At 69.7% G+C, this 26,307-nt stretch carries 33 protein-coding genes; 14 read left to right on the forward strand and 19 right to left on the reverse strand.

Translation table 11 applies throughout. The annotated features are described in order from the left end of the window. Nucleotides 1–11: 11 nt before the first annotated feature. The 4 genes from JQS43_RS08115 to JQS43_RS26265 form a co-directional block, all read right to left on the reverse strand. Nucleotides 12–545 (reverse strand): DUF6985 domain-containing protein, encoded by a 534-nt coding sequence (locus tag JQS43_RS08115; RefSeq protein WP_239678443.1) that lies wholly within the window; start codon nucleotides 543–545, stop codon nucleotides 12–14. A gap of 486 nt (nucleotides 546–1,031) precedes the next feature. Further along, nucleotides 1,032–1,421: a VOC family protein gene (locus JQS43_RS08120; RefSeq protein ID WP_239678444.1), complete on the reverse strand. Its 390-nt coding sequence runs from the start codon at nucleotides 1,419–1,421 to the stop codon at nucleotides 1,032–1,034. 321 nt (nucleotides 1,422–1,742) lie between these two features. Beyond that, the gene (locus JQS43_RS08125; protein ID WP_239678445.1) at nucleotides 1,743–2,573 is read right to left on the reverse strand and encodes an SDR family oxidoreductase; all 831 of its coding nucleotides are present in this window, start codon (nucleotides 2,571–2,573) and stop codon (nucleotides 1,743–1,745) included. Between the two features lie 76 nt (nucleotides 2,574–2,649). Continuing rightward, on the reverse strand, nucleotides 2,650–2,853 hold the full coding sequence (locus tag JQS43_RS26265) for a DUF6985 domain-containing protein (RefSeq protein WP_420847686.1): 204 nt from the start codon (nucleotides 2,851–2,853) through the stop codon (nucleotides 2,650–2,652). A 2-nt stretch (nucleotides 2,854–2,855) separates the two neighbouring features. Here JQS43_RS26265 and JQS43_RS08130 point away from each other — a divergent pair, with 2 nt between their 5' ends. From JQS43_RS08130 to JQS43_RS08140, 3 genes are all read left to right on the forward strand, one after another. Then, nucleotides 2,856–3,032, forward strand: coding sequence for a hypothetical protein (locus JQS43_RS08130; protein WP_239678446.1), 177 nt, complete (start codon nucleotides 2,856–2,858; stop codon nucleotides 3,030–3,032). 79 nt (nucleotides 3,033–3,111) lie between these two features. Beyond that, the gene (locus tag JQS43_RS08135) at nucleotides 3,112–4,200 is read left to right on the forward strand and encodes an epoxide hydrolase family protein (protein ID WP_239678447.1); all 1,089 of its coding nucleotides are present in this window, start codon (nucleotides 3,112–3,114) and stop codon (nucleotides 4,198–4,200) included. A 42-nt stretch (nucleotides 4,201–4,242) separates the two neighbouring features. Further along, nucleotides 4,243–4,668, forward strand: a complete 426-nt coding sequence (locus JQS43_RS08140; protein ID WP_239678448.1) for a hypothetical protein — start codon at nucleotides 4,243–4,245, stop codon at nucleotides 4,666–4,668. A 40-nt stretch (nucleotides 4,669–4,708) separates the two neighbouring features. Here JQS43_RS08140 and JQS43_RS08145 read toward each other — a convergent pair whose 3' ends face one another. From JQS43_RS08145 to JQS43_RS08160, 5 genes are all read right to left on the reverse strand, one after another. Beyond that, nucleotides 4,709–5,023, reverse strand: coding sequence for a hypothetical protein (locus JQS43_RS08145; protein ID WP_239678449.1), 315 nt, complete (start codon nucleotides 5,021–5,023; stop codon nucleotides 4,709–4,711). 48 nt (nucleotides 5,024–5,071) lie between these two features. Next, nucleotides 5,072–5,491, reverse strand: a complete 420-nt coding sequence (locus tag JQS43_RS08150; RefSeq protein WP_239678450.1) for a GNAT family N-acetyltransferase — start codon at nucleotides 5,489–5,491, stop codon at nucleotides 5,072–5,074. 75 nt (nucleotides 5,492–5,566) lie between these two features. Continuing rightward, nucleotides 5,567–5,734 (reverse strand): type II toxin-antitoxin system RelE family toxin, encoded by a 168-nt coding sequence (locus JQS43_RS26270; protein WP_420847687.1) that lies wholly within the window; start codon nucleotides 5,732–5,734, stop codon nucleotides 5,567–5,569. Nucleotides 5,735–5,858: 124 nt separating this feature from the next. Further along, the gene (locus JQS43_RS08155; RefSeq protein WP_239678451.1) at nucleotides 5,859–6,149 is read right to left on the reverse strand and encodes a type II toxin-antitoxin system Phd/YefM family antitoxin; all 291 of its coding nucleotides are present in this window, start codon (nucleotides 6,147–6,149) and stop codon (nucleotides 5,859–5,861) included. 96 nt (nucleotides 6,150–6,245) lie between these two features. Next, on the reverse strand, nucleotides 6,246–7,115 hold the full coding sequence (locus JQS43_RS08160; protein ID WP_239678452.1) for a tyrosine-type recombinase/integrase: 870 nt from the start codon (nucleotides 7,113–7,115) through the stop codon (nucleotides 6,246–6,248). Between the two features lie 125 nt (nucleotides 7,116–7,240). On the opposite strand from JQS43_RS08160, the gene JQS43_RS08165 reads away from it, so the two are divergent. Continuing rightward, complete coding sequence (locus JQS43_RS08165; protein ID WP_239678453.1) at nucleotides 7,241–7,873, forward strand: class I SAM-dependent DNA methyltransferase; 633 nt, start codon at nucleotides 7,241–7,243, stop codon at nucleotides 7,871–7,873. Nucleotides 7,874–7,971: 98 nt separating this feature from the next. Here JQS43_RS08165 and JQS43_RS08170 read toward each other — a convergent pair whose 3' ends face one another. Further along, nucleotides 7,972–8,628 carry a winged helix-turn-helix transcriptional regulator gene (locus JQS43_RS08170; RefSeq protein WP_239678454.1) on the reverse strand — a complete coding sequence of 219 codons (657 nt, stop codon included), beginning with the start codon at nucleotides 8,626–8,628 and terminating at the stop codon, nucleotides 7,972–7,974. Nucleotides 8,629–8,753: 125 nt separating this feature from the next. Between JQS43_RS08170 and JQS43_RS08175 the strand changes: the two genes are divergently transcribed. From JQS43_RS08175 to JQS43_RS08205, 6 genes are all read left to right on the forward strand, one after another. Next, nucleotides 8,754–9,800: an alpha/beta fold hydrolase gene (locus tag JQS43_RS08175; protein ID WP_239678455.1), complete on the forward strand. Its 1,047-nt coding sequence runs from the start codon at nucleotides 8,754–8,756 to the stop codon at nucleotides 9,798–9,800. A gap of 486 nt (nucleotides 9,801–10,286) precedes the next feature. Continuing rightward, nucleotides 10,287–11,054: an RCC1 domain-containing protein gene (locus JQS43_RS08180; RefSeq protein WP_239678456.1), complete on the forward strand. Its 768-nt coding sequence runs from the start codon at nucleotides 10,287–10,289 to the stop codon at nucleotides 11,052–11,054. Continuing rightward, a complete protein-coding gene (locus JQS43_RS26040) occupies nucleotides 10,985–11,374 on the forward strand; it encodes an RCC1 domain-containing protein (RefSeq protein WP_338037175.1) in 390 nt (129 codons plus the stop codon). The genes JQS43_RS08180 and JQS43_RS26040 overlap by 70 nt, the downstream gene beginning before the upstream one ends. Nucleotides 11,375–11,473: 99 nt before the next feature. Further along, nucleotides 11,474–11,701 carry a hypothetical protein gene (locus tag JQS43_RS08195; RefSeq protein WP_239678457.1) on the forward strand — a complete coding sequence of 76 codons (228 nt, stop codon included), beginning with the start codon at nucleotides 11,474–11,476 and terminating at the stop codon, nucleotides 11,699–11,701. Beyond that, nucleotides 11,698–12,090: a TA system VapC family ribonuclease toxin gene (locus JQS43_RS08200; RefSeq protein WP_239678458.1), complete on the forward strand. Its 393-nt coding sequence runs from the start codon at nucleotides 11,698–11,700 to the stop codon at nucleotides 12,088–12,090. The genes JQS43_RS08195 and JQS43_RS08200 overlap by 4 nt, the downstream gene beginning before the upstream one ends. A gap of 36 nt (nucleotides 12,091–12,126) precedes the next feature. Next, on the forward strand, nucleotides 12,127–12,540 hold the full coding sequence (locus JQS43_RS08205; RefSeq protein ID WP_239678459.1) for an Imm10 family immunity protein: 414 nt from the start codon (nucleotides 12,127–12,129) through the stop codon (nucleotides 12,538–12,540). A gap of 18 nt (nucleotides 12,541–12,558) precedes the next feature. Here the strand turns inward: JQS43_RS08205 and JQS43_RS08210 are convergent, their stop codons facing one another. From JQS43_RS08210 to JQS43_RS08235, 6 genes are all read right to left on the reverse strand, one after another. Next, nucleotides 12,559–12,972 carry a type II toxin-antitoxin system VapC family toxin gene (locus JQS43_RS08210; protein WP_239678460.1) on the reverse strand — a complete coding sequence of 138 codons (414 nt, stop codon included), beginning with the start codon at nucleotides 12,970–12,972 and terminating at the stop codon, nucleotides 12,559–12,561. A gap of 3 nt (nucleotides 12,973–12,975) precedes the next feature. Further along, entirely contained in the window at nucleotides 12,976–13,188 is a 213-nt protein-coding gene (locus JQS43_RS08215) for a hypothetical protein (RefSeq protein ID WP_239678461.1), read from the reverse strand. Nucleotides 13,189–13,337: 149 nt separating this feature from the next. Next, entirely contained in the window at nucleotides 13,338–15,659 is a 2,322-nt protein-coding gene (locus JQS43_RS08220; RefSeq protein WP_239678462.1) for an FtsX-like permease family protein, read from the reverse strand. Continuing rightward, complete coding sequence (locus JQS43_RS08225; RefSeq protein ID WP_239678463.1) at nucleotides 15,656–16,336, reverse strand: ABC transporter ATP-binding protein; 681 nt, start codon at nucleotides 16,334–16,336, stop codon at nucleotides 15,656–15,658. The genes JQS43_RS08220 and JQS43_RS08225 overlap by 4 nt, the downstream gene beginning before the upstream one ends. A gap of 43 nt (nucleotides 16,337–16,379) precedes the next feature. Continuing rightward, entirely contained in the window at nucleotides 16,380–16,901 is a 522-nt protein-coding gene (locus tag JQS43_RS08230) for a PadR family transcriptional regulator (RefSeq protein ID WP_239678464.1), read from the reverse strand. 78 nt (nucleotides 16,902–16,979) lie between these two features. Beyond that, nucleotides 16,980–18,074, reverse strand: coding sequence for a glucose 1-dehydrogenase (locus tag JQS43_RS08235; RefSeq protein ID WP_239678465.1), 1,095 nt, complete (start codon nucleotides 18,072–18,074; stop codon nucleotides 16,980–16,982). A gap of 102 nt (nucleotides 18,075–18,176) precedes the next feature. Here JQS43_RS08235 and JQS43_RS08240 point away from each other — a divergent pair, with 102 nt between their 5' ends. The 3 genes from JQS43_RS08240 (at nucleotide 18,177) to JQS43_RS08250 (ending at nucleotide 21,770) form a co-directional block, all read left to right on the forward strand. Then, nucleotides 18,177–18,818: an ABC transporter ATP-binding protein gene (locus JQS43_RS08240; RefSeq protein ID WP_239678466.1), complete on the forward strand. Its 642-nt coding sequence runs from the start codon at nucleotides 18,177–18,179 to the stop codon at nucleotides 18,816–18,818. Nucleotides 18,819–18,942: 124 nt separating this feature from the next. Then, the gene (locus JQS43_RS08245) at nucleotides 18,943–19,959 is read left to right on the forward strand and encodes a hypothetical protein (protein ID WP_239678467.1); all 1,017 of its coding nucleotides are present in this window, start codon (nucleotides 18,943–18,945) and stop codon (nucleotides 19,957–19,959) included. A gap of 11 nt (nucleotides 19,960–19,970) precedes the next feature. Continuing rightward, nucleotides 19,971–21,770 (forward strand): ABC-F family ATP-binding cassette domain-containing protein, encoded by a 1,800-nt coding sequence (locus JQS43_RS08250; protein ID WP_239678468.1) that lies wholly within the window; start codon nucleotides 19,971–19,973, stop codon nucleotides 21,768–21,770. On the opposite strand, the gene JQS43_RS08255 is transcribed toward JQS43_RS08250, so the two are convergent. Together JQS43_RS08255 and JQS43_RS08260 are read right to left on the reverse strand one after the other, a co-directional pair. Continuing rightward, nucleotides 21,760–22,626, reverse strand: coding sequence for a deoxyribonuclease IV (locus JQS43_RS08255; protein WP_239679361.1), 867 nt, complete (start codon nucleotides 22,624–22,626; stop codon nucleotides 21,760–21,762). The two genes, JQS43_RS08250 and JQS43_RS08255, sit on opposite strands and share 11 nt — an antisense overlap. Nucleotides 22,627–22,646: 20 nt before the next feature. Beyond that, nucleotides 22,647–24,629 (reverse strand): Stk1 family PASTA domain-containing Ser/Thr kinase, encoded by a 1,983-nt coding sequence (locus JQS43_RS08260; protein WP_239678469.1) that lies wholly within the window; start codon nucleotides 24,627–24,629, stop codon nucleotides 22,647–22,649. A gap of 175 nt (nucleotides 24,630–24,804) precedes the next feature. Between JQS43_RS08260 and JQS43_RS08265 the strand changes: the two genes are divergently transcribed. After that, entirely contained in the window at nucleotides 24,805–25,158 is a 354-nt protein-coding gene (locus JQS43_RS08265) for an Rv2175c family DNA-binding protein (RefSeq protein ID WP_239678470.1), read from the forward strand. A 24-nt stretch (nucleotides 25,159–25,182) separates the two neighbouring features. Here JQS43_RS08265 and JQS43_RS08270 read toward each other — a convergent pair whose 3' ends face one another. After that, on the reverse strand, nucleotides 25,183–26,259 hold the full coding sequence (locus JQS43_RS08270; protein WP_239678471.1) for a polyprenyl synthetase family protein: 1,077 nt from the start codon (nucleotides 26,257–26,259) through the stop codon (nucleotides 25,183–25,185). Between the last annotated feature and the right edge of the window lie 48 nt (nucleotides 26,260–26,307).

The following is a 26,307-nucleotide window of genomic DNA, read 5'->3' on the forward strand; positions in this document are numbered from 1 at the left end:
GTCCGCCGGGTTCAACGGCTTCGGTAGACGACACCATCGAGCGTGTCGTCGGCGAAGGCGGCCGAATTGGTGAGATGGCCATCGTACGGACCGACCTTGGTCACTTCAGCACCATCGCGGAAGACGATCTGCAGGCCGTGCTCCGGCTCCCAGGCACACTCACACTCGATCGAGACGTAGACCCGCTGATCGCCACTCGGATCGCGACTAACGATGGGCTCGTCGCCGAACCGGACGTACTCAAGGACACTGCTCGGATCATCGATGTGGACGTACCACTCATCGTCGCCGTCCGCCAGGACGTCGCTCATAACGTCGCAATAGTAGGCGAAGATCGACCGCGCGGCCTTGTCCAAGGCCGAACGGCCGAGCGAGAGAAAGCTGCGGATTGCGTCGTGAAAATCTTCTTGCGCCGGATCGTCGTCGTAGCCGTCGACCACGATCTGGCGCGGTGTGCCACCCAACACCGGTACTGGCAACGGCGCACTGCGGTACCAGCCCAGCTCAGCATCCTCGACGACCGCACCAAGCCCAGGGATCTGCATGCCCGCTACCGTAGCGTCGTGACGTGCCCCGGCGCTGTCGTCGGCAGCAATCTTGGAGATTTGCTGTTCGCAGCGAACACCAACTCTCCAAGATTGACCCTCTTAGCGGCCGAGCCGGCAAACTGAGGTGGTCGTCCCCATGACGATGGCTTCCCTCGGGCAGGCCAGGCGCCGCAGCGCGCTCGCTCACGCGAGGGGCGAAGCGACAATCGCTGCTCAGCCCGCCATCGAACGTCCGGGGCGAAGTGTGCTATGTGGGCATGCGGGGGATGCGGGCGGCGCGCAGCCATTGACTGCATTGGAAGACGAGGTTCCTGGCCCAGTGGGCCGATGGGCGTCGGCTCGTCTGGCTCGACGACGAAATCGCCGACGCTGACCGGCTATTGGGTCCGAACTCTGGACTCCGCCGATGGGCGAAGACACTGGCGGACTCTCCCTGACTGACTGCTCGACAGCGTGCCGAGCGTCGCGGGGGACGGACGTTCGCTAGCGCTCCTCAAAGAACTCCCATTGGATGTGGTCTGGATCTCGAAACGTGATCATGGCGGCTTCGCCTGCGCGATCAAGATGGATACCGTCAGTCTCAGCGCCGAGGTCGTTCAGTACCTTCAGGATCGCCTCAAGCTCCTCGCGGCTGGACACTCCGATCGCCACATGATCCAGGCCAATGCGTTTCTCGCTGAACTGATCGCCCTCGGGCGTACCCGGCAGTGGCGGGCGAAGGACCAGCCGGGCGGCCGCGTCGCCGATGCGGAAGCGTAGCTTCCTTCCAGGAACTTCCTGGTCAACGACGAAGCCGGGGAGAGCTTCGTAGAATCGGCGCGATCGCTGGAGATCACTGACGTTAAGCGTGACATGATGAAAGCCGCGAACCATGAGGAAGACCATAGTTGGCTGCGGTCGACGGCCCGGACGGATCAGGCAGGACCACCTTCGCCGATGAACTCGCCGCAGCCGTCCGCTGGCGCGGTCGTGCCGCGACTGAGCCGGCCGGCGTCAACATGGCGTCCGGGATCAGCCACTCATATACGTCGGGGAGCGCCCGATAACCAGCCACCGCGATCACCTCCGCCAACTCGAATTCCCTTGGGTGGAGCAAACCACTCGCGGCCACCCCAGCTCCACCCAATTCCTCGCCGCGTCAGGGCCAACTTCAGCCGGTGTTGACAAGATTAGGTCTCGCGCGGCGAAGGCCCTTCAGTCCTGGCTGGGAGCGAGGAACTCCCGTGCCCCTCGCAGCGGAAGGGTCAGCCGAGCCTGGGTCCGGGCGCAGTCAAGCCGTACGTCGATGGGTCCGGGAATATCTGTCCCGGCGCGGAGTCCGGCCGGAATCGCGGTGGCGTCAAGGCCATCTCGCCACGCGATCAACATACCCAGTTCGTGCCGGCTGACCGCGTCTGCACCGGCCAGGTGGTGCACACCCGAGTAGGAGGACTCGGCGAGTTGCAGCAGCGCCCCAGCCAGGTCGGCGACGTGGATCGGGCACCGCACGTCATCGGTGAAGAGCACCCCGTTCCGGGAACCGCGGGCGAGCGCATGCACGTACTCCTCCTGTGGTGAGCCGCCGTCACCGATGATCAACGAGGTCCGGGCGATGACCGCAGTCGGAGCGATGGCCTTGACCGCAGTCTCGGCGGCGGCTTTCGCGGCCCCGTACGGTGTCGTGGGATCCGGCAGGTGGGTTTCGTTGTAGCGTGGCAGCTTGCCGGCGAAGACCGCATCGCTCGATACGTGAACGAGCCTGGCGTTGAACGATGCGGCGGCGAGGGCGACGTGTGCGCTGCCGTCCGCCGTGGTCTCCCAATCGGACTGGCGGTAGGCGGCGTTGATGATCACAGAGGGCCGCATCCGCGAGATCAACGCCGTCACGTCGCCGCGCTGCCGTAGGTCGAGGTGTCGCCAGTCCACGTCGGCTATGGGTAGCTCACGGCTGTGGAACGTCGCCGTTACGCGATGCCGGTCGCGCAGGGCTTGCCGGATGACCTCGCTCCCGAGAAAGCCGCTGCCGCCGAGCACCAGAAGATCCATCCAGCTAACGTATGCCACCCCGGTTCATCGGACTCACTCCACCGCCGACAGTTCGTTCACTGCGCGCCTGCCAGGTTCAGCGGCGTCGGTAGACGACACCGTCGAGCGTGTCGTCGGCATAGGCTGCCGAGTTGGTGAGATGGCCATCGTACGGGCCGACCTTGGTCACGGCAGCCCCATCCCGGAAGACGATCTGCAAGCCGTGCTCCGGCTCCCAGGCACACTCACACTCGATCGAGACGTAGACCCGCTGATCGCGACCAGGATCGCGACTAACGATCGGTGAAAATCTTCTTGCGCCGGATCGTCGTCGTAGCCGTCGACCACGATCTGGCGCGGTGTGCCACCCAACACCGGTACTGGCAGCGGCGCACTGCGGTACCAGCCCAGCTCAGCATCCTCGACGACCGCACCAAGCCCAGGGATCTGCACGCCCGCTACCGTAGCCTCGTGACGTGACGCGTGGGCGCTGGCCGGTAGTTGAGCGGATAGCTCCAGCTACCCGCCGCTGTCGGTGGGGCTGAGTACGGTGGCCGGCATGCAACCGTTCCGGCTCGACGTGCCCTCCGACGTCCTCGATGACCTGCACCGCCGGCTCGCGGCGACGCTGTTGCCGCTGCAGACCCCGGGCGACGACTGGTCTCGGGGGATACCCCCACACGTGCTGGGCGAGCTCTTGACGCATTGGCGGGAGCGGTACGACTGGCGGGCCCGGGAGGCGGCGCTCAACGGTTACGAGCAGTTCACCGTCGACCTCGACGGCTGCCGGGTGCACGTACTGTGGCGTCGCGGCTCCGCGCCGGGCCGGCTGCCGGTGGTGCTGACCCACGGCTGGCCGTACACATTCGCGGAGATGCTCCCGACTCTCGACGCGATCGACGGCGAGCTCGACGTGGTGGTGCCCTCGCTGCCCGGCTACGCGTACTCCGAGGTCTTGCCGGTGCCGTTCGCCGCCTCCGCGGTGGCGCACCGGTGGCAGGCGCTCATGACCGAGGTGCTCGGCTACGACCGCTACCTCACCTACGGAGAGGATGTCGGCGCCGGGGTGAGCGACTGGCTCGCCGGAGCCTATCCGCAGTCGGTCGCCGGCATCGTCGCCTCGCACCCCTCGTTCTCCGCCCGGAGCCAGGAGGGGGTCACGCTCACCGACGAGGAGGAGGCCTTCTACGCCTCGTTGCAGGGTCCGGCGGAGAGCGGGTACGCCCACCAGCAGGGCACCCGCCCGGACACCCTCGCCGCCGCGCTCACCGACTCACCGGCCGGGCTGCTCGCCTGGATCGGCGAGAAGTTCGCGGCCTGGAGCGACGGTGACCGACTTGAGAGGGTCAACTCCGACGACCTGATCACCACCACGATGCTGTACTGGGTCACCCGCTCGATCGGCACCAGCTTCCGGGCCTACTGCGACCCCTCCGACGGAGACGAGCACCCGCTCATCACCGTCCCGGCCTCGATCATCGTGCAGACCCACGAAGCGGGCTACCCTCGTTCGCTGGCGGAGAAGAGCTACCTCGACATCCGGGCATTCACTCGGCTCACGCGGGGCGGACACTTCACCGCCTTCGAAGCGCCGGGCGAGGTCGCCGACGCAATCCTCACCCTTGAGCGGCAGGCGAACCCCTTGTGAGGCGTTCGCAAGACCAGCGGCCCGCCTGGCAGGATGCGGGGGATGGACCACGCGCAGCGATGGCACGAGCAGCGCCGGGCCGCGATCAACTCGCACGCGGCGGCGCTCGACGCGAAGCGTGCGGCCGAGACCGCGCAGGCCCGGGAGCTGCTCGCCGACTTCATCGAGCATGCGGTGGCGTGGGGCCTCGCGCAAGTCCGGCTGCGGGTCCGGGTGCCGGAGACCCGGACCACCTACCGCACCCATCTGATGGGGTGGTATCTGCGGCGTAACCGTTCGCTCGGGGTCGATGCAGCCGGCGGGTTCTACCTGCTCGACACCACCCGCAGCCTCCGGTCGCGGCTGCGCGGGGTGCGGCCGGTCCCGGTCGACCCGCCGTTGCATGTGGGAGTCGGCGGCCGCGACGGTGAGGCGATGCCGCTGGCCCAGTTGTTGCGGCTCCGGCTCGCCGCCGGTGACGACTGGTAGCGCGCTCCGAGGGTCGATCCCGATCGGGCCGGCGCCGAGGCTAGGCGGGTGCGTCCACGGCCGCAATGCGCGCGAGGATGCCAACGACATGGGACAGGTCGTGCCACAGCACAACGGGCCGTTCCTCACCGGCTTCGAGGAGCTCCCGCAGGGATGCCACATCATCACTGAGCTGACCGACGGTGATCTGCGGATCATCGGTGGTGTCGAAGCGATAAGCGGCGTTCAGGTAGACCGTCCAGTAGTAATCGGCACCGAGATCAACGCAGTCTCCGTGCCGCCGCTCGACCTCATCGAGCAACTGCGCCAGTCCAGCCCGCAGCTGAGCAACCTCGACACGTACTTCATCGGACACCCGAACAGTCTCCTCGAACGTGGTCCCAGTTGCCAGCCGAGCCCCGGCCTACGAGTCCGGCTCCCAGTGGAGGAGCTGGCGGTGGTGGCTGAACCCGGTGCGAAGGTAGAAGTCGACCGCGCGCCGACCGGAGTGGACGGTCACGTGCTGCAGGCGTCGGGCGCGAGCCTCGGCCAGGATCGCGGCCATCAGTGCACGACCGACGCCGTTGTTGCGGTACTCCTCCCGGACCATGACGGACTGGACGTCGCCGTACCACCGCTCCAGCGAATCGTTACTCGGCACGCGTTCCGCGAGCAGTAACCAGGCGGAGCCGACCACATTGCCATCGATTTCGGCGACGAACGGGAGATGCGTCTCCGCGTGGGCAGCGACCCAATCGGCGTATGCCGCGAGCTTGTCCGGTTCGATGCCCCGCAGCTCCGCGAGCGCAGCGACGTCCGCCCCGCCGGCCTTCCGTACGATCATCTGGCGCATTGTAGGTATTAGGTGATCGCCCGTGCTCCGCAAGCTTGCACGCTCGGTGTTGCCCGTGGTCGCTGGTTAACGGGACCGATACACGTCGCCGCGGTACTCGACCGCGGTAACTGTGACTACGCTCCGCTGATCGTCGATCTCGTACAGGACCCGGTACGCGCCACGCCGGGCGGACCAGGTTCCCGCGTACGGCGGGAGGAGCAGTTGCTTGCCGACCCGGTGAGGGGTTTGCAGGCAGCACGGCGGTGAGAAACTCGTAGACGGCGGTGGCTACCCTTCTCCGGAATCCGTCCGGCAAGTGCTCGGGCGGCTGGTCGGGTGATGCGGAGCTGGTGCGGCTGTGGATCGGTAGGCAGGCTCACTGGTCGGTTGGTGGCTCGTTGCGCTGGGCCATGAGCGAGGCGAGCTGATCAGCGTCCAACACGTCGCCAGTGGCGATGGCGGCTCGGGATTCGGCGAGTTGTTGCATGGCCTCGGGGCTGGAGAGCACGTCGAGGGTCTCCTCGAGGGCGGCCAGGTCGTCGGGGGAGATGAGGACGGCGACCGGATGCCCGTGCCGGGTGATCTCGACCCGCTCGTGGGTGCGTTCGACTTCCTCGATCAGCTCCGAGAGCCGGTTGCGGGCGTCGGTGAAGGGCATGACCGTCATGCCTCATGGGTACCAGAAAGTGGCGTGAATTCTGGGCAGTCGCCGTTCGCTGGATCGCGAGTTGTCGCTGATGCTGGCCGCGCCGCGGGCATACCGTTAGACATCTGCGAGTAGTCGTCTGGTGGTGTCCAGCCGCCGGTGTCCGAGTCGGGCGGCCACGACGGCCAGATCAGCACCGGTCGCCAGCAGGCCAGCACCGAAGGTCCGGCGCAACCCCTGCGGGGTGAGCGGATGCGCGGCGTCGGCGACCCCTGCCAGCCGGCCGAGCCGGGCTATCAGCTCATCCACTGACCGGGTCGAGAGTCGGCCGCCGCGCCGATTCAGGAAGACCGCGCCGGAGTCGTCCGAACCGGACCAGCGGGGCCGCTCGACGAGCCAGGCGCGCAGCACCGGCTGTCCGGGCCGGCCCACCGGGACCTCCCGATGCCCTGGCGAGCCCGGACGACCTACGACCAGGCGGCCGCCGTCGGCGAGTTGGATGTCGGGCAGGTCGAGGGCGACCAGCTCGGCCACGCGTACGCCGGTGAGCAGCAGCGTGTAGGCGATCGCGCGGTCCCGGGGGGAGCCGTGCGCGTCAGCCGTAGCCAGGAACTGTTGCTGTGCCTCAGGCGGGAGCGCCCGGCGCACCGAGGCGGGCAGCTCCTCGCGGCCGGTGGCGGCCGGGCCCAGTCGCAGCTGCCGGTAGAAGTGGTCCAGCGCGGTCAGTACGGCGTTCACTGTGGTCGGCTGGGCCTGGCGGGTCCGCAGCCACTGTTGGTAGGCGCGGACGGCGTGGTCCCGGCCGGCGGGCGTGCCGAGCGGGTCCTCCGGGGCGTCTACCGTCTGGAGCCAGCGCAGGTAGGTGGCGACCCGGGAGCGGTACGCCCTGCTGGTATGGGCGGCCAGGGGCGCTCCGGCGAGCGCCCGTTCATACTCCGCTAGCACCGCGGCGGCGCGGGTCTCAGTGACCGCGGCGGCTCTGGTCACCGTGACGGGCTCCTTCCTCGCCGGCCTCCTCCTGGGGCAGAGTCTATCGAGCCAGCTTCGCAATATCAGAAGTCGGCTGCTACGATCCTCCTGCTTCTGATATTCAGCAGATAACGGAGGATGCGATGGCGCAGCAGCCCTGGCAGCACCTGGTCGCCGCCGGATATGACCAGGTCGCCGACGCGTACGTGGCGTTGGAACGGGCGGAGTCCCAGTGGCCGAGGGAGCAGTGGCTGGGCGAACTCTCGGGTCGGCTGCCGGCGGGCTCCCGTGTCCTCGACCTGGGCTGCGGAGATGGCCTACCAGCGTGCGCGGCGCTCGCCAAGGATCACTCGGTGATCGGCGCCGACGTCTCGAGCGAGCAGGTCGCCCGCGCCCGCCGCAATGTGCCCGGCGCCGAGTTCGTGGTGGCTGACCTGACGGAGCTGCGCTATCCAACCGGCGAGTTCGACGCGGTGACCGCCTACTACACCTTCGACCATCTGCCGCGGGAGGCGTTGGGCGAGCTCTTCACGCGGATCGCTGGTTGGCTTCGCCCCGGCGGCCTGCTCCTCTTCTGTGTCGAGACCGAGGACCAGCCCGGGACCGTCGAACAGTGGCTCGGGGCGCCGATGTTCTTCAGCTCGTACCGGCCGGCGATCACCAGGCGCCTCGTGGTCGAGAGTGGGTTCGAGATCCTGCGGGAGGATCTGCAACCGCAGCAGGAAGGCGATACCACAGTAGAGTATCTATGGATCCTGGCCAGGGCCGGCGATTGAGCCACCGGAGGAGGTCCCGGTGACGGGATCCGATCGGGGCCCAGCCGCCGCCTTCCTACAGGGATCGTGCCGTGCCACGAGCGCGGCGAATGGTCAGCTCACTCCCAGGCCGGACGTGCGTCAACGGGCCAGTCGAATGCCACGCCCATCTGCCTGCTCGTCCACTTGCCCCAGGCGTAGAGCTGACGGAACATCGGCTCCGAACTCCGCCCGGTATGCGTGAGCGCATAGGCACCCCGGGGGGCCGCTGGCGTTGCGGGCAGCCGACACACCAGGTCGAGCTCGTTCAGTTCACGTAGTTCCCGAGTCAGTACCTGCCCGCTGATCGGGGCAAGGATTTCCCGAAGGTCGCTGAAACGCCTGGCGCCGCCGAAGAGGCAGTGGATGACCCACACCTTCCATCGTCCGCCGAGGCTTACGAGCCAGTCGACATCGCGACCGATCTGCTCGCTATACCACTCACCCCAATCGTGGAGCTGCCGCAGGATGGGCTCACACTCCGACCCGAGTTGCGTGAGCGAGTACTCGACCTTTGGTGGCACATGGCCCGAGACGTTGCGGCGTACGGCGCCCGTGCGCTCAAGTTCCCGAAGCTGCGACACGAGCGTCTGCCTTGTCGCCTGGGGTAGTAGCCGTCGCAGCTCGGAGAACCTCTTCGGGCCGTCAAGCAGGTGGTACATGCTCCAGAACATCCACTTGCCGCCGACGCCAGCGCCGACAAGTGGGCACACCAAGGACTTCTTCACCCGGGGCATCGGCACATCCTATCGCCGTTGGATGGTCACATAAGTTTGCCTGCTTCACGGGATAGGTCCCGTCGAATAGTTTCGGAAGCGCCGAAGGGGGAGCTCTGCCGCCAACCGGACCGGAGGAGGCGTGAATGTCGGAACAAGGGCCACCGCGACGGCGGCACCGGGTCCGTAAAATCGTCGTCATCACAGTGGTGGCAGTCATTGGGGTTCCGGCGCTGTTCGTGGGCGGCTTGGCGTTGTGGGACGGAGGAGTCGACCTCGACCCGCAGCGGGAGCTGATGCCTGGTGTCGCGATCGACCTGCGGACTGCCGAGACGGACCGGGGTCCGATCGAGTATGACCTGTACGGCGACGAGGGCCCCGTCGTGCTGTCGATGCATGCCGGATTGGGCGGCGCCGACCAGGGCAGACTATTTGCACGCTGGCTACAGGACGACGGGTACCGGATTCTCAGCCCGTCGCGGCCCGGGTACCTCGGCACCCCGCTGAGCAGTGGTCGGACGCTCGAAGCGGAGGCCGATCTGCTGGCGGCCCTTCTCGACGAACTTGACATCGACCGGGTGGGGGTCTTCGCGGTCTCGGCAGGCGCTCCGGCCGCCTACACCTTCGCGGCGCGCCATCCCGGACGAGTGTGGGGGTTGGTATCTGTCGGTGGTGTGAGCCTGCCTGATATCGACGCTTCGCCCAGCTCGCCGTTACAGACCGCCTTCATGAACGCAATCGGGCAGAAGCTGGCGACGTTGACCGCTTCGATATCGCTCCGGACGATCGTCTCCGGCACTCTCGACGAGACGAGCACTTTCACGGACGAACAGAAGGCGGAACGCGTGGACTTCATCATGCACACGGAAGATGCCCGTCGCTTCTTCACGGCGATCTTCGATGCGACCTTCCCATACCAGAAGCGGATGCCGGGTACCGACCACGACCTGCTGCGGACCAGGGACATGAGCATCGCCTTCGACCGAATCAGCGCCCCGACGCTGATCGTCCACGGGACGCACGATGGCGATGTGCCGTTCGAGCACGCCGAGCATGCTGCCGCTCAGATCGCTGGTGCGTGGCTGCACCGGATGTCGGACGAGGAACACCTCGGGTTCTGGTTGAGCCCTCGGTCCGAGGACGCCCAGCGCACCGTACGGGCGTTCTTGCGAGAACAACAATCGAGCCGGTGAGCCGGGAAAGTCGCCACGCTCGATAAAGGACTGGTCGCGCTCCACGTAGACATGGCCACGCTTGTACGTTGATCAGCTTCCGGCATTCACGATGGCCAGCTCGGCGCTGGAACGGGCGGCAGCCTGCGTCGGGCGGGGCGGTGGAGTGGCTGGCTCGGGCTACTCGCTGCGTAGCCCGCCCGGGTTGGTTAGCCGCTAGAGCAGCGGCAGGCTGGCCGCCGCAGCGCGGACGACGAGTCACTGCGTCCCGACGCCCGTGCTCCGGGGAAGCGAACATAACAGCTGAAAGCGCCGAAATTTGTTAACAGCGGAAATCAAGAGTAATCTTCACTAAAAGTCGCAAAAGTCTCATACTGGACAGGTTGATGACTCGCGCACCCAAGAGAAAGGGATCGACCATGTCCAGGAGACGCGTTAGCAGACTGGTAGCGGGCGCCGCCGCCCTGCTGGTGGTCGTAGCCGGCACCGCCGCCGCCGCCAGGTGGCGTGCTCGCGTGGGGGCAGAACCTCGACGGCCAGCTGGGCATCGGGCTCCCCAACGACCGAGACATCCCCGTCCCGAGCTCGCTGCCCGCCGGCGTCACCACTACCCAAGTCGCCGCGGGTTCCAGCCATAGCCTGGCGTTGACCGACACTGGGCAGGTGCTCGCCTGGGGTAACAACTTCGCCGGTCAGCTGGGCACCGGCAACTTCTCCCCAAGCACCGTGCCGGTCTACGTCATGCTGCCCGAGGACACCGTAGTGACCAGCATCGCTGCCGGATCCTTTCACAGCCTGGCGGTAACCGACACGGGCCAGGTGCTCGCCTGGGGGTTCAATGGTCAGGGGCAACTCGGCAACGGAACCAATGTCCCCCGTAGCAACCTTCCCGTCGACGTGCTACTGGACCCCGGGGTGGTGGTCACCGGGATCGCCGCGGGCGACTCGCACAGCCTCGCCGTGACCGCCACCGGCGAGGCTCTGGCGTGGGGCGCCAACGGCTTCGGTCAGTTGGGTGACGGGACCAACGACCCCAGCAACGTCCCCGTTGACGTGCTGCTACCTCCCGGGGTTGTTGTCACGGGGTTGGCCGGCGGCTTCGCCCACAGCTTGGCGGTTACCGCCACCGGTGAAGCGCTGGCCTGGGCCTCAACGAAGCCGGGCAACTCGGCGACGCGACCAACGAGGACAGCAATACCCCCGTCCTGGTGGATACCGATCCGGGCGTCGTCGTCACCCAGGTGGCGGCCGGTTCGGCACACAGCTTGGCGCTGACCACGACCGGGCAGGTGCTGGCCTGGGGCGCCAACGGCTTCGGACAGCTGGGGGATGGCACCAATGACTCCGACGTGGTGCCAGTTGAGGTATCGCAGCCGGGTGGGCTCACGGTCTCCGCCATCGCTGCCGGTTCAGTGCACAGCCTGGCCGTGACCGCCACCGGCCAGGTCATCGCCTGGGGAGCAGCCGGCAACGGCCAGCTGGGGAATGGCAATCCAGTGTCCCGCAACGTGCCGGTGCCGAGTTCCCTGCCGGCGCAGACTACCGTCACGGACATCGCTGGCGGTGGGGCGCACAGCCTCGCGACTGTTGGCTGACGAATCCTTGCTGCGAAGGGGCGGCCGGCGGGCCAGATCCGCCGGCCGCCGCAGTCTGGCCGGCGCTGCATCATGATGAGGTGATGCTAAGATGGCATCATGCGTACAACTGTTGATCTTCCTGACGACCTGCACCAGATGGTGACAGCGGTCGCTCGGGATGAAGGCAAGAGCATGAGTCGGGCGATCGCCGACTTGCTGCGCCGCCAATTGGCGCCGCCGGCCGGGCCGCCGATGAGCACTGACGAGCGCACTGGTCTCCGGGTGGTCCGGCTGGGCCGCCCGATCACCAGCGAGGACGTTCGTTCGCTGGAGGACGAGGAGTGACGTTCTTGCTGGATGCGAACGTCGTGGTTGCCCTGTGCGCTGCCGACCATGTCCACCACGAGGTGGCCTCAGCCTGGTTTTCCCAGACGCAGGAACCGTTCGCGACGACTCCGATCACCCAGGGCTCGGTATTACGCTTCTTGCTCAGGGAAGGTGTGGATGCTGCTAACGCGCTTGAGGTAATGGGCAGCGTGACCGGTCACCCACGTCACGAGTTCTGGCCGGGCGATCTTCCATTCACCAACGAGACGCTCCGGGGTGTGGTCGGGCACCGTCAGGTGACCGATGCCTACCTTGCCAACCAGGCGCGACGGCGAGGTGGCAAGGTTGCCACGCTCGATAAAGGATTGGTCGCGCTCCACGCAGACGTGGCTACGCTGGTACGTTGATGACCTTCCGGCAGTCACGACGGATCGGAAGTGAAAATGCCTGGCGAGGACTCCGTGCCGCGCGTGCTACGGGACGCTGGTGAGGACGACAGCGGCGGTTATGTGGTGGGTGTTCGTGAGAGCACTGACCCCGAGTCCTGGTCCATGTTGTTCATGGAGTGTTACGACGCCGGCGGCGAGCATGGGATCGATCCCGGGATGGACTCTTACTGCCTCGTGGTCGACCCGGGCCAGGTCACCTGCTACGGCGGCGTGCGTGAGTGCGAAATCAACGGCTCCGAACTGCGGCTCGTACTCGCCGAGGACGCGGCCGCCACGCTTGGCCTGCCAATCGAGCAGTGTTTCGTTCTGGACCTCCCGGCCCAGCAGATTGGCCTGCTTTCTCGCGGACTGCGCAGGGTGCTGACCTCCGGCCGCCATGACCTCGCGCCGCAACGACTTGTGGTCTGACTGGTGCGGAGGCGGCGCCTACTCTGGCAGGAGAGTGAAGCTGGGTAGGTGCTGGGGCCGCACCACCGAATGCCGACGGTCTAGGGTAGCGATTCGGGAAACACCCAGCCGTTCCGCGACCGTGACGACCGAAGCGTCGGCTCCTCCCAGAGGGAAGTCCTGGTACGTCTCGATCAAATCCGCCACGCGCGGCAGGTCCTCTCCCAGGATCGGGACCAGCGCGAACCGGTCGTCGGCGCCCAACTCCCGCAGGAACCGGGCCTCAACTTTGCTGCCGCACCGGCGTTGCAGGAGGTAGCAGACCTCGGTCAACACGGTGTTGGGCACGAGCAGCGGCTCGTTGGCCGCCTCGACCCACTGGACGCAGCGCGCATGATCTGCGTCGCTGGAGTTGACCAGGGCGACGAGCGGCCCTGTATCGACAATGATCATTGGTTAGGCGGTCTCGGGCTCGCCGAACTCCGCCCGGAGTATCTCCTTGGCTCGACGACCAAGATCCGCTTCCCCGGTGTTAGCGATACCGACGAAGCCAGGGCGGCCGGGCTTTCCATGGGTTCGCGCGATGAGGCGCAACGCCTCCAGCGCGTCGCCTGCGCGCTCCTCCGGGATCGTATCGACAAGCTGATGTAGCTGCTCTCGATTGGTCATGCTCTCATCGTAGTCGCCTTGCCGCTATCCTCACGTCTTGTGCATGCTGGATCACTCATGGCTTCCCCGGGGTTCGTAACATACGCGGTGCCGCCCCGCCGGGCGACGCAGGTGCGTGGCCCGGCGGGGCGGTTGGTTACGGGGTAGAGCTACTCGCTGCGTAGCCCGCCCGGGGTGGTCAGCCGCCAGAGCAGCGGCAGGCTGGCCGCTGTGGTGGCGAGGACGACCAGCGCGGCGGTGCCGGCGGTGGCGCCGATGCCGGGCCAGTCGAGCCGGATCGGGGTCTCGGCCGCCAGCTGCAGGATCGCGGCGACCCCGACCCCGGTGAGCACGGCGAGGGAGAGCCCGAGCAGCACCGGGATGCCGACCTGGTAGAGGATCGACCCGGTCAGGGTGCGGCGGCGGGTGCCGAAGGCGACCAGCACGGCCAGCAACCGGCGGCGTTCCCGGAGTTGTTCGGCCACATTGACCAGCATGCTGGCGCCGATGAGGATGAGCAGCGCGACGGTGCCGACCAGCAACCCTTGCCGGAGGCCCTCGAACAGGCCCACCAGGTTGCGGGATTCGATCAGCGACACCGAGGCGCTGGGGTCCACCGCGGCGGCGGCGTTGCGCAGCTGATCCAGCGCGTCGGGGGAGGAGTCCAGCGCCACCAGCAGGTCGACCGGGCTGGCCGGCAGCGAGCTGGTGTCGATCGCCGCGGGGGTGACCAGGATCCGGGTGCCGCCGTGCATGTCACCGGGGTGGGCGGGCACGGTGCGGGCGCTCGTGGGCAGGGTCCACTCCACCTTGTCTTCGGGCTCGGCGCCGTAGTGCTCCGACCCGAGCAGGTAGTCGCCGCCGGGTTCGGGCTCTTGCCGCTCCGGGTTGTCGACCAGGAAGACATCACCGTCGGCACACTCGTCCACCTGGGCGATGGCCTCAAGCGCCGCACAGTCACCGATGGTGACGTCGGTGTAGGGCGCGTCGCCGGTGACTGTGCCGATGGGCTCGGCGGCGGTGGTGGTCGTGGTGCTGACGGCGCGGACCGCCGGGTCGGCGGCGAGCGCGGCCGCCCACTCGCCCTGCGGGTCGGCGGCGAAGGGCCGCACCTCGGCCTGGAAGTGTTCGGTGTCCCGGGTGGTCTCGACGGTGTACTCAGCGTCGAGGGCGGCGACCAGCCCCTGCAGGGCGATCACGCCGGCGACCGCGACGGCGATGCCGGAGACCGCCCGGACCGCGGTGCCGCTGTCGAGCTGGAGCCGGCGGACCGCCAGCTGCCAGGCGGGTCCGCCGCCGCCGAGCCGCCGGACGGTCGCCTCGACCAGCCAGGGCAGGAGCAGCGCCACCCCGATCAGCAACGCCGCCAGTCCGGCCGCCACCCGGAACTCGAAACCCTGCGGCTGGTCGGCCAGCCCGGCGTGCATCGGGTAGAGCAGCGCCAGCCCGGCGGCGGGCAGGATCAGCCGCCACCACAGCCGGCGGCGCCGGTCGCCGCTGAGCCGGACCACGCCGAGCGGCTCCACCAGCACCCGCCGCAGCGTCGTGAGGGTGATCAGCACCGCGCCGACCGGGACCGAGACCGCGACCAGCACCGCCAGCGCCGGGACCGGCCGGAGATCGGTCAGGTAGAAGCTCAGGCCGGGCGGGACGAGCCGGTAGGCGGCCAGGCCGATGAGGACATATAGCGCTGCGCCGGCGACCAGCCCCAGCAGCGCGCCGGCCAACGTCTCCCCGGCGGCGACCCGGCGGGTCATCGCGGTGTCGGCGCCGACCAGCCGGATCGCGGCGAGCTGCCGGTCGCGGGCCTCGCCGCCGAAGCGGACGGCGGTCGCCACGAGGATCACTACCGGGACCAGCAGGACGGCGACGCCGACGGCGCTGAGCAGCAGCATCACTGGGTCGAGCGAGGAGCTGGAGCTTGACCGTCCGAATGTGTCGATCCGGAGGGCATCCTCGGTGAGCTGGTCGGTGCCGAGGTAGAAGGCGTATTCTCCGGGCCCTTCCAGGCCCTCCGGGCCGATAGTGCCGACCACCTGCGCGTCCCATCGTTCGCGCAGCAGCGCGCCCTCTTCGGTGTCGAGCAGGTCGGCGAGCGCCGGCGAGACCACCATCTCGCGGGGGGCCGGCTGCTGCTCAAGCCCGGGTGGCAGGGGTGCCTTGAGGCCGTCGGGCTGCAGCAGCTTGCCGTGGATCGAGCGGTCGCCGTAGGCAGTGCGGGCGTCGGCGATCAGCAGCGTGTCCTCGCGGGGCGGCAGGTCGCTGGTCCAGACCTCGGTGCGGTCCGCCACCCGGGCGTTCTGCGCCCCGGCGATCGCCGGGATGGTGGCGGCGATGAAGAGCATCGCGACGCCCAGGGTCACTCCGGCGCAGATCAGGGCCAGTCGGGCCCAGCCGGCGCGGCCGCCGGCCACGCTGAGCCGTAGCCCGAGCGCCAGGTCGTGCCACCAGCGAGTCGTCGTGCCGCGTTGTTGCGGCGGGTGGGCGCTCATCGGGCGTACTCCTGCTCGCGCACCCGGCCGTCGCGGACCACGGCCTCCCGGTCGGAGTAGGCGGCGACTCGGGCTTCGTGGGTGACGAGCACCACCGCGGCGCCGCTGTCGCGGGCGGCGGTGGTGAGCAGCTCCATGACCCGTTCCCCGTTGAGGGAGTCGAGCGCGCCGGTCGGCTCGTCGGCGAAGACCACCCGGGGCTGCGTGACCAGCGCCCGGGCGACCGCCACCCGCTGCGCCTGGCCGCCGGACGCCTGGCCGGGCCGTTTCTGCGCCACGTCGGCGACGTCCACCCGCTCCAGCCACTCCGCCGCGCGGCGGTGGGCCTCCCGGCGGCCGACCCCGGCCAGCCGGAGCGGCAACGCCACGTTCTCCAGGCAGCTCAGCTCCGGCACCAGCTGGCCGAACTGGAAGACGAAACCGAATTCGGTACGGCGTAGGGCGCTGCGCTCGGTGTCCGACATCCCGGAAAGGTTTCTTCCGGCGTACGACACCTGGCCGGCATCCGGCGTGAGGATGCCGGCCAGGCAGTGCAGGAGCGTCGATTTGCCGGAGCCGGAGGGGCCCATCAGGGCCAGCACCTCGCCGGCGTACACCTGTAGTGACGCGGAGTCGAGCGCCTGGGTGGAGCCGAAGCTCAGGTGGAGGTCGTCTGCGGTGAGCAGGGCGGTTGTCATTGGATCTCCTGACAGGAGTTGGGGGAGGGGCAGTGGGAGGCGGTCACGGCCGCAGTTGCGCCGTGAGTTGGTCGAGCCGGGCGGCGGTGAGCTCCAGCCAGCGCAGGTCGGCCTCCAGGTGGAACAGGGCGTGGTCGCAGATCAGCTGGTCAGCTAGGTCCCCGGTGGTCTTGCGGCGGGTCAGCTCGCGCATCAGCCGCAGATGTTCGCTGCGTTGCGAGTCGAGCAGGTCGGCGGCGCTCCGCCCGGTGAGCAGCGACAGCACAACCTTGTTGTAGAGGGTGCTCTGGAGGTACGGCTCGGGCTGCTCCGGCTTCGCCAGCCAGTCGGCCACGTCGGTGACGCCGGCCGCGGTGATCGCATACCGCTTGCGGTCGGGGCCGTCTCCGGGCTCCGACTCCACCTCGACCAGGCCGTTCTTGAGCAGCCGCGCCAAGGTCGAGTAGACCTGGCCGTAGTGCAGCGCCCGGGCGTGGCCGAAGCGTTCGTCGTAGGAGCGCTTGAGGTCGTACCCGTGCCGTGGGCCGGACTCGAGTAAGCCGAGGAGGATCTGACCGATTGCCATGACCGCGACTATACACGAGGGCTATACATCATGTGTATAGCCCGCCCGCGGCTCCCGTCGCAGCGGAGTAGCGGCTGGTCAGCCCGGTGCCACCTCGACGTAGACCTTGATCGCGTCGGGGGCGGCCAGCGCGGTGAGCGCCTCTGGGTAACGGTCGAGTCCTTCGACCCGGTGAGTGAGCAGGCGCGAGAGCCAACCGGGGTACTCCAGCTCCGCCACCGCGAGGTCCCGGATCGCCGCCTCGAAGTGCTCCCGGTTGGCGTTCACGGTGCCCACCATTGCCTTGTTCCCGAGCACGAAGTCCCGATTCAGCGCGTCAACGGGGACCTCGACCCGGCGGTCTCCGTTGGTGACGCTGGCGAGCATCAGGATGCCGTTCTTCGCCAACGCGGTCATGGCGTCGAAGACCACCGGCGCGTACCCGGTCGCCTCGAAGATCAGGTCGTACGCGGCGGGGGTGGCCGCCGGTCCGGGCGCCCCCGCGGTGCTCACATACTCGGCGCCGAGCGCCCGAGCGAGCCGGGCCTGGGTCGACCCCGGTGGTTCCAGCGCGAACACCGTCACCGACAGTCCACGGATCCGCAGCAGCAGCGCGGCGAGCAGCCCGATGGCGCCGGCCCCGAACACCGCCGCCCGCTGCGGCTGCCACACTCGCAGCCGCCGCTGCACGTCGTACGCCTGCATGAGCCCCTTCGCCACCACACTGGCGGGTTCCAGCAGTACCCCGACATGGGCCAGCGGCGATGGTACCCGAACCAGATACCGCGGCTCGGCCACCAGATACTCGGTGAGGAAGCCGTGGACGCGGCTGATGCCGTGTTCCTGAAAGCTGTCGTCGGTGGTCAGGTCGAACAAGTCCACCAGGTCGTAGCGGCTGTGACCGGCCCGCCGGACCAGCGCGACCACGTACTCGTCCGGCGTCAGCTCGGTCACCGCCGGCCCGACCTCCACCACCCTGCCGAAGCTTTCATGCCCAGTGACCAGCATGTCCTCACCAGGTGGTGGCTCGCCGTAATCCCCGGAGTCGATCTCCCGGTCGGTGCCGTCGAGCCCCACCCGCAACATCCGGACCAGCACCCCCCGTCCGTCCGGGACATCGGTCACCGATGGCCGCGGCAACTCGATCAGCCGCGAACTGTCGATCTTTTTGGGCGACACCGCGATGGCCTTCATGCCCCGGCAGTACCCCCATCCGGTCGGTACACACCTGGCGGCTGCCGGCAGCCGCCGCGCCCCCGGTGTCGGTTAGAGTCTGCTGGTCATGAAGGCGTCGACATGAAATCGATCTCACTGGCGGCGGTGACGGTCGGCTACGGTGACGGGCCGCCGGTGCTGCGGGAGGTGTCGATGACCGCGCCGCCAGGCCAGCTCACCGCGCTCACCGGCCCTTCCGGGGCCGGCAAGACCACCGCGCTGCGGACCATGGCCGGGCTGCTGCGTCCGACCACCGGCGAGGTGCTGATGGCGGGGCAGAGCCGCCGCGCGGCACCGGACGCCGGCCGGGTCGCCTTCATCCCGCAGGGCAATGGGCTGGCCACGGTCCTCACGGTCGAGGAGAACCTGCTGGTCGCGCTCGCCGCCGCCAACGTCGAGCCGGCGGCGCGGTCGGCGGCGGCTACGGCGCTGGACCGACTGGGCCTGCGCGACCAGCGCGACCAGTTGCTGGAGGAGCTCTCCGGCGGGCAGCAGCAGCGGGCGGCGGTGGCCCGCGGGCTGGTCCTCGCCGCCGACGTGGTGCTGGCCGACGAGGTCACCAGTGAACTCGACGAACCAAACCGGGAACGGGTGTTGTCGCTGCTGCGCAGCGAAGCCGAACGGGGGGCGGCGGTGGTGCTCGCCACCCACGATCCGGCCGCTTCGGAGGTCTGCGACGCCGAGGTACGGCTCCGGGACGGGCGGGTTGAGCAGCTCCGTTGACCCGCCCCTGCCGGTCGCCGACGCCGCGATCCGGTAGCCTAGCCGACCCCGGGGTGGCCACTGTGGTCATTCTGGGGTCGTGCTCGGTACCCTCGCTACTATGTGAGGTAGTGGAGGGTGGGCGATGGCGAGAGTGGACGAGGACGCGCGACGCTCGGGGCCGGGGCGCTGGCTGGTGGGGGCCGGGCTGGCCGCCGCGCCGATCGGAGTGATCGGGCTGACCATGCTCGGCTGGGGCGACCGGCTGCCGGATCCCATGCCCAGCCACTGGGGGCGAGCCGGCCGGGTCACCGAAACGGTCGCGCTGAGCAGCCTGGTCACCGTGGTGACCGTGCTGGGCTCGTTGGGAACCCTGTTGGCGATCGGTGGGGCGGTCGGCCGCCGGCTGCCGCACCAGGCCCGGCGGGTGCTGGTCGCGGTGGGCACTACGGTGAGTGCGTTCCTGGCCGGACTATGGGTGGTCACCGCGTGGTTGTCGCTCGACCTCACCGACCCGCGGCAAGCCGGCGCGCCGACCTGGCACCTGCTGGTGTGGCTGGTGGGGTGCGGGCTGCTCGGGGTGGTCGCCTACCGGGTCACGCCCAGCCCGATGTGGCCGGCGGCCACCGGGCTGCCGCCGGCGGACGCGCTGCGGGCCGACACCGGGCAACTCCGCGACGGCGGGTGGCGGGAGTCGTACCGGCTGCCTCGTGTGATTCTGGCGGCCCCGCTGGTGCTGCTGGTGACGGCGGTGGTGCTGACACTGGCCACCGCCAACGTCTGGGTGGGGCTGCTCCTGGTGGTGCTGGCCGCCCTGCTGACCCCGCTGTGCTTCGGCCGGCTGGTGCTCAACCAGACCGGGCTCCGGGTGGAGTTCGGGCCCTGGGCGTGGCCGGCGCTGCGGGTCCCGGTGGCACAGATCGCGCGGGCCGAACCAACCGAGGTGGCGGCCGCCGAATGGGGCGGCTGGGGCTACCGGATGCAGGGGGGCGGCGGCCGGGCGGTGATCACCCGGTCCGGGCCGGCGGTCCGGGTGACGCTCTCGCAAGATCGCTATCTGGTGGTCTCGGCCGCAGAGCCGGAGCTGCTGGCGGGCCTGATCAATTCGCTGGTCGAGGAGTCCCGGGGCTCCGGGGCGGGGCGGGAAGGCCCGACGCCGTAGGCTTCGTCGCGATGGCGAATCTCATCAACCTTGACCGGGTAAGCAAGGGCTACGACGCCGCCGGGGAGCTGCTCACCGAGGTCTCGATCGGGCTGGACGACACCGACCGGGTGGGCGTGGTCGGACGCAACGGCGCCGGCAAGAGCACCCTGCTGCGGCTGCTCACCCGCGCCGACGAGCCCGACGCCGGCCGGGTGACCCACCGTCGCGGGCTGCGGGTGGCTTCGTTGCCGCAGACGCTGGACCTGGCCGGCGAGGCGACCGTCGGCGAGGTGGTGCTCGGCACCGGCTGGCTGGCGGCGGGCTTCGACGCCGAGCATGAGTGGGCCGGCGATGCCGAAGTGCGCACCATCCTCGCCGGGCTGGGCATGCCTGAGCTCGGCCTGGACGCGCCGGTCGGGCGGATGTCCGGTGGCGAACGGCGCCGGGTGGCGCTCGCCGCACTGCTGGTGCGCGCCACTGACGTGCTGGTGCTCGACGAGCCCACCAACCATCTGGACGTCGCCGGGGTGGACTGGCTCGCCGCCCACCTGCTCGGCCGCCGAGGCGCGTTGGTAGTGGTCACCCACGACCGGTGGTTCCTGGACACGGTCTGCGCCAAGACCTGGGAGGTCACCGACGGCACGGTCCACAGCTACGAGGGCGGCTACGCGGCCTGGACGCTGGCCCGGGCCGAGCGGCAGCGGCGGGCGGCCGCGACCGAGGCTCGGCGCCAGAACCTGCTCCGAAAAGAGATCGCCTGGCTGCGCCGGGGGCCGCCGGCCCGGACCTCGAAGCCGAAGTTCCGGATCGAGGCGGCGAACGCGCTGATCGCCGACGTCCCACCGCCGCGAGACGAGGTGTCGCTGCGCCGGCTCGCCACCGCCCGGCTCGGCAAGCAGGTGTACGACCTGACGTCGGTGGCGCTCCATGCCGGGCCGCGGCCGATCCTGACCGACCTGACCTGGCAGGTCGGGCCGGGCGACCGGGTGGCGATCGTCGGGGCCAACGGCGCCGGCAAGACCACGCTGCTCCGGTTGCTCGCCGGGGTGCAGCCGCCCACGAGCGGGCAGCTGCGGGTGGGTAGCACCGTGCAGCCGGCGTACCTCTCGCAGGAGCTCACCGAACTCCCCTCGGATCAACGCACGTTGACCGCCGTCGAACAGGTAGCGCGACGGGTGACGTTAGGTGATCGGGAGCTGACCGCTTCTCAGCTCGCGGAGATGTTCGGCTTCTCGGGGGATCGGCTGTGGACGCCGGTGGCCGACCTCTCCGGCGGCGAGCGGCGACGGTTGCAGTTGTTGCGCCTGCTGGCAGGCGAACCGAACGTGCTGCTGCTCGACGAGCCCACCAACGACCTGGACACTGACACGTTGGCGGCGCTGGAGGACCTGCTGGATTCGTGGCCGGGCACGATGGTGGTCGCCAGCCACGACCGGTATCTAGTGGAGCGAGTCGCCGACACGGTCTACGGGATGTTCGGCGACGGCCGGCTGGTGCATCTGCCGGGGGGAGTGGACGAGTTTCTGGCGGCCGGGGCGGCGGGGTCCACGGCGCCGGCTGCCGCCGGCGGCGCCGGCCAGCCGAGCCCGGCCGCACCGTCCCGGCCGGCGACCCAGGAGCGGGCCGCCCGCAAGGAGCTGACCCGGTTGGAGCGGCAACTAAGCAAGCTGGAGCGGCGCGAATCCGAGCTGCACGAACAGCTCGCGACGCACGCCACCGACTACGCCAAGCTCTCCGACCTGGATCAGCAGCTGCGGGAGGTGCGGGAGCAGCGCACCGCCACCGAGGAGGCGTGGCTCACCCTCGCCGATCAGCTGCCTAGCTCCTGACCCGCGCCGCGCCGAGCCGGCGCAGGGTGGCGATGTCGGCCGCGTGCCCGTGGTGCCGCTCGGTGGGAGTCTCGACGATCACCGGTACGCCGGCGGTGGCTGGGTGGGCGAGCAACTCGGCGAAGCCGGGCTCACCGATGGTGCCCTGCCCGATGTTTTCGTGCCGGTCGCGGGTCGAGCCGCAGCCGTCTTTGGAGTCGTTGGCGTGCACCAGTTGGAGCCGGTCGGCGCCGCACTCGCTGACCAGGGCGTCCAATGTGGCGGCCATGCCACCCGCCGAGGCCACGTCGTGGCCGGCCGCCCACACGTGGCAGGTGTCGAAGCAGATCCCGAGCTGCGGGTGCCGGTCGACGGCGGCGAGGAACTCCGCCAGCTGTTCCACCCGGGCGGCGAGTGAACGGCCGCCGCCCGCGCTCGGTTCGACCAGCAACCGCGGACCGTCGTGGCCGGCCAGGTCGTCCAACATCGGCAGTAGCGACTCCCGGACCTGGCGCATAGCGGCCGGATAGTGGCCGTCGGTGACCGCGCTGCCGGCGTGGAACACCACCGCCCGCGCCCCGATCGCGGCTGCCCGGGTCAGCGCATGATCGAGCGCCTCGGCCGATCGGCGTACCGTCTCCGGGGTAGGGGAGCCCAGGTTGACCAGCAGCGAGGCGTGTACAAAGGCCGGGATCTGCCGCTCCTCGCAGCCGGCGCGGAACGCGGCATCCTGCTTGGGATCGCCGGCCGACCGGGCCCACCCGCGCGGATTGCCGACGAAGACCTGCACCGCCTCCGCCCCGGCCGCGTCGAGGTAGGGCAGCGCGCTCTTGGCCAGCCCACCCGAGCTGGGGGCGTGAGCGCCGAGCGGCCGCATGGTCACCGGAGTCTCCGTGCTCAGGGGCAGACGATCTGGACCGTGGAGCCGGGCGGTAGGCCGGTGCCGGGGCTCGGGTTCTGCAAAGCCACCCGCCCTCGGGGCCGACCGATCGCGTCCACCTCGAAACCGGCCTCCTCCAGCGTCTCGGTGGCCCGGTTACACCGTTCGCCCGAAACATCCGGCACCGGGCGGGTCGGTGGGCCGCGGCTGACCTCAAGCGTCACCACGTCGCCTGGTTCGGCGCCGGTGTTGGGGGCCGGGTCCTGGTTGACCACTTCGCCCTCGGGGGCGTCGTTCTCGACCTCTTCGACGGCGACCTCGAGCCCCATCTCGGAGAGCTCCGCAGTGGCTTCATCGACCTGCTTGCCGACGAGTGAGGGGATGCTGAGCGGAGGTCGGCCCTTGCTCAACGTGATAGTGACCTCGACGCCAGGCACCACCTCGGTGCCGACCTCCGGCTCCACGGTCAGCACCCGGTCTTCGGGCACGGTGCTGCTGTGGGCGGGCTCGCCCTCGACCACGACCAGCCCCAGCGACTCGAGTTGCCGGACCGCGAGGTCTCGGTCGGCCCCGATGATGTCGGGCACCGGGTAGACCGCGGGCCCGAGCGACAGGGTGAGCCGCAGCGTGCCGCCGTTGATGATCCGGCCCTCTGGGTCCTGGGTGAGCACGTGACCGGCTGGAATGTCGTCGTTGTGCTGCGGTTCGCCGAACCGCACCCGCAGGCCCTCCGCCTCGGCCAGCGCCACCGCCTCGGTTTCGGACACGCCGACCAGTTCGGGCACCGGCGTCCAGCGGCCAAACCCGAGCCACCAGCCGCCGACCGCCACCAGCAGCACCAACGGGGCGAGGAACGCGGCGACGGTCGCGAGCCGGCGGCGTTTGTCGGCCTCGGGCGGCTCCTCATCGACCTCGGCCCGGCTGCGTCGGGCGCCGCTGCCCGCCACCTCGATGACCTCGGTGGCGGCCGCGGCGCGGCGACCAGAGCTGGCTTGCCGGCTGCGGGGAGAAGGGAGTCGCGCCCAGGAGGGGCGCTCTCCGTCGGGGGTCGCCGGCGACACCGGGTCGGTGCCGGTCGGGCTGGTGGGGATGCGGGACAGCACCACCGTCGCGTCGGCCGCCGGTTTGGCGGGCACCGAGGCGGCGCTGAGCTGCTCGCGGAGGGTCTGCACCTCGCTGAGCAGGGCACCCGCGTCGCTGGGGCGGGCGTACCGGTCCGGGTCGGTGGTGCGCAGCACCAACTCGTCGAGCTCTGGTGGGATGCCGGTGGCCAACCGGGAGGGGCGGGCTGCGGCCGGGCCGGCCTCGGCCGGTGCCCGCTCGGGCAGCCGGCCGGTGAGCATCTCGAAGAGGACCAGGCCGGCGGCGTAGACGTCGCTGCGGGGGTCTGCCCGGCCGTCGGCCTGCTCCGGCGCCTGATACGCCGCCGCCGACGGCGACTGCCCCCAGTCGTAGCGAGCGCCCTCACCGGGCCCGGCCGTCGGAGTCAGGCCGAAGTCGCTGACTTTTACCACGCTGTCGATCAGGTTGCCGCCGCCCGGCGCCTCGGCGACCAGCACATTCTCCGGTCGGATGGCCTGGTGCACGAGGCCGGACCGGTGAGCTGCGGCGATCGCGGCGAGCACCTGTTCGGTGATGGCCAGCGCCTCGGCGCTGGTCAGCCGCCGTCGGGAGCGCAGCACATCCCGCAGGGTCCGGCCCTGGACATACTCCATGACCAGATACGGCATCCCGTCGTGACTGCCCTGGTCGTAGGTGGCGACCACGTGGGGGTGAGTGAGCCGGGCGACCGCCCGGGCATCTTCGGCGAAGCTGTCCAGGAATCGCGGATCGGCCGCGTGCTGCCGGTGAATAATCTTGATAGCGACGGTGCGTTCAAGGCGACGGTCCTCGGCGACATAGACCGCGGCGACCGTCCCCCGGGCAAGCCGTTCGCGGACGCGATAGCGCCCGCCGAGCAGCGTGCCGATCAGGGGGTCGGCGACCTGTGTGTCGCTCATCGGCGCAAAGTCTACGAGGTTCGTGCCAGCGGGTCGCTGCTACCTCGCCCGTACCGCATCCTGGCTTGTCGTAGCCACCATCGCCGGGTCGGGCGCCGGTTCGGTGACCTGCGGGGGATGCCGGCGAGCCTGGAACCGGAAGCGGAGACCGCGGAGTCTGTGGCAGGGTGTACGGGTGACTGAGGGTGGACCCGCGCCAGCGCCGGGAGAGTGGTTGTCGCTGCCGGAGGTTGCTGACCGGCTGGAGATCTCGGTCAGCAAGGTGAATCAGTTGATCCGCGACGGTGGGCTGCTGGCGGTGCGCCGCGACCGGGTGCCGCAGGTCCCGGCGGAGCTGGTCGCCAACCAGACCGTGCTCAAACATCTACCGGGTGTGATTACGGTGCTGCGCGATGCTGGTTACACCGACGAAGAGTTGCTCCGGTGGCTCTACACTGAGGACGAAACCCTGCCGGGCACGCCTGCGGTCGCGCTCGGCACCGGTGGCGCCACCGAGGTCAAACGGCGGGCGCAGGCGTTGGGGTTCTGACCCGGCCCTCGGTGGGCCAGCAGCTCAACCGGTGCGCGCGGTCGCCGCAGTGGCGAGCGACGCCAACGCCGCCACACCGGGCTCCGCCAACGCTACGCTCGCCAGCGCTGCCCGGGCCGCCTCGGTCAGCTCGATGATGCGGCTCTCGGTCCGCTCCAGCGCGCCGGTCTTGATGATGACCTCCCGCAGCTCCTGCACGCCGGCCTCGTCCAGGGCGGGATCGCCCAGCCGCCGGGTGAGCAGCTCCCGGGTGGCCGGGTCGGCCCCCTCGTACGCCGCCGCGACCAAGAAGGTCCGCTTACCTTCCCGCAGGTCATCGCCGGCCGGCTTGCCGGTCCGGGCCGGGTCCCCGAACACTCCGAGCACATCGTCACGGAGCTGGAACGCCTCCCCGAGCGGCAGCCCGTAGCCGGAGTACGCGGCCTGCACCGCGGGGGAGGCGTCGGCCAACGCGGCACCGAGCAGCATCGGCCGCTCCACGGTGTACTTGGCGGACTTAAGCCGGGCGACCGACAGCGCCCGGTCGACCGACGGTTCGCCGGTGGCCTGGGTGAGCACGTCGAGGTACTGCCCAAGCGTGACCTCGGTGCGCATCTGGTCGAAGACCGGCCTTGCCCGGGCCAGCGTGGTCGGCGACAGCCCGCCGGTGTGAAGAAGCTCGTCGGACCAGACCAGGTAGAGGTCGCCGAGCAGGACCGCCACGGCGGTGCCGTAATCGGTGGGGTCGCCGAGCCAGCCGGCCGCCTGATGCTCGGCGGCGAAGCGGCGGTGGGCCGCCGGTGCCCCGCGCCGGGTGTCCGAATCGTCCATCACGTCGTCGTGGACGAGCGCGCTGGCCTGCACCAGCTCGAGCGCCGCGACCGTGGCGACCAGGGCGTCGGAGTCGTCGCCACCAGCGGCCCGGTAGCCCCAGTAGGCGAACGCCGGCCGCAGCCGTTTGCCGCCGGTGAGCACGAACGACTCGGCCGCCGCCACCAGGGTGGTGGTGGCGGCATCCAGCGAACCGGCCCGCTCCCGCTGGCCTCGCAGGAACTCGGCGAGCGCGGCGTCGATCCGCGCGCGCAGGCCAGCGTACTCGTCAGGACGGGCGGTAGTGCTCACCCGCTGACGCTACCGAGCCGGGGGCGGCGACGTTGCGGCGGGCCGCCA

The organism is Natronosporangium hydrolyticum, from assembly GCF_016925615.1.
GTDB lineage: Bacteria > Actinomycetota > Actinomycetes > Mycobacteriales > Micromonosporaceae > Natronosporangium > Natronosporangium hydrolyticum.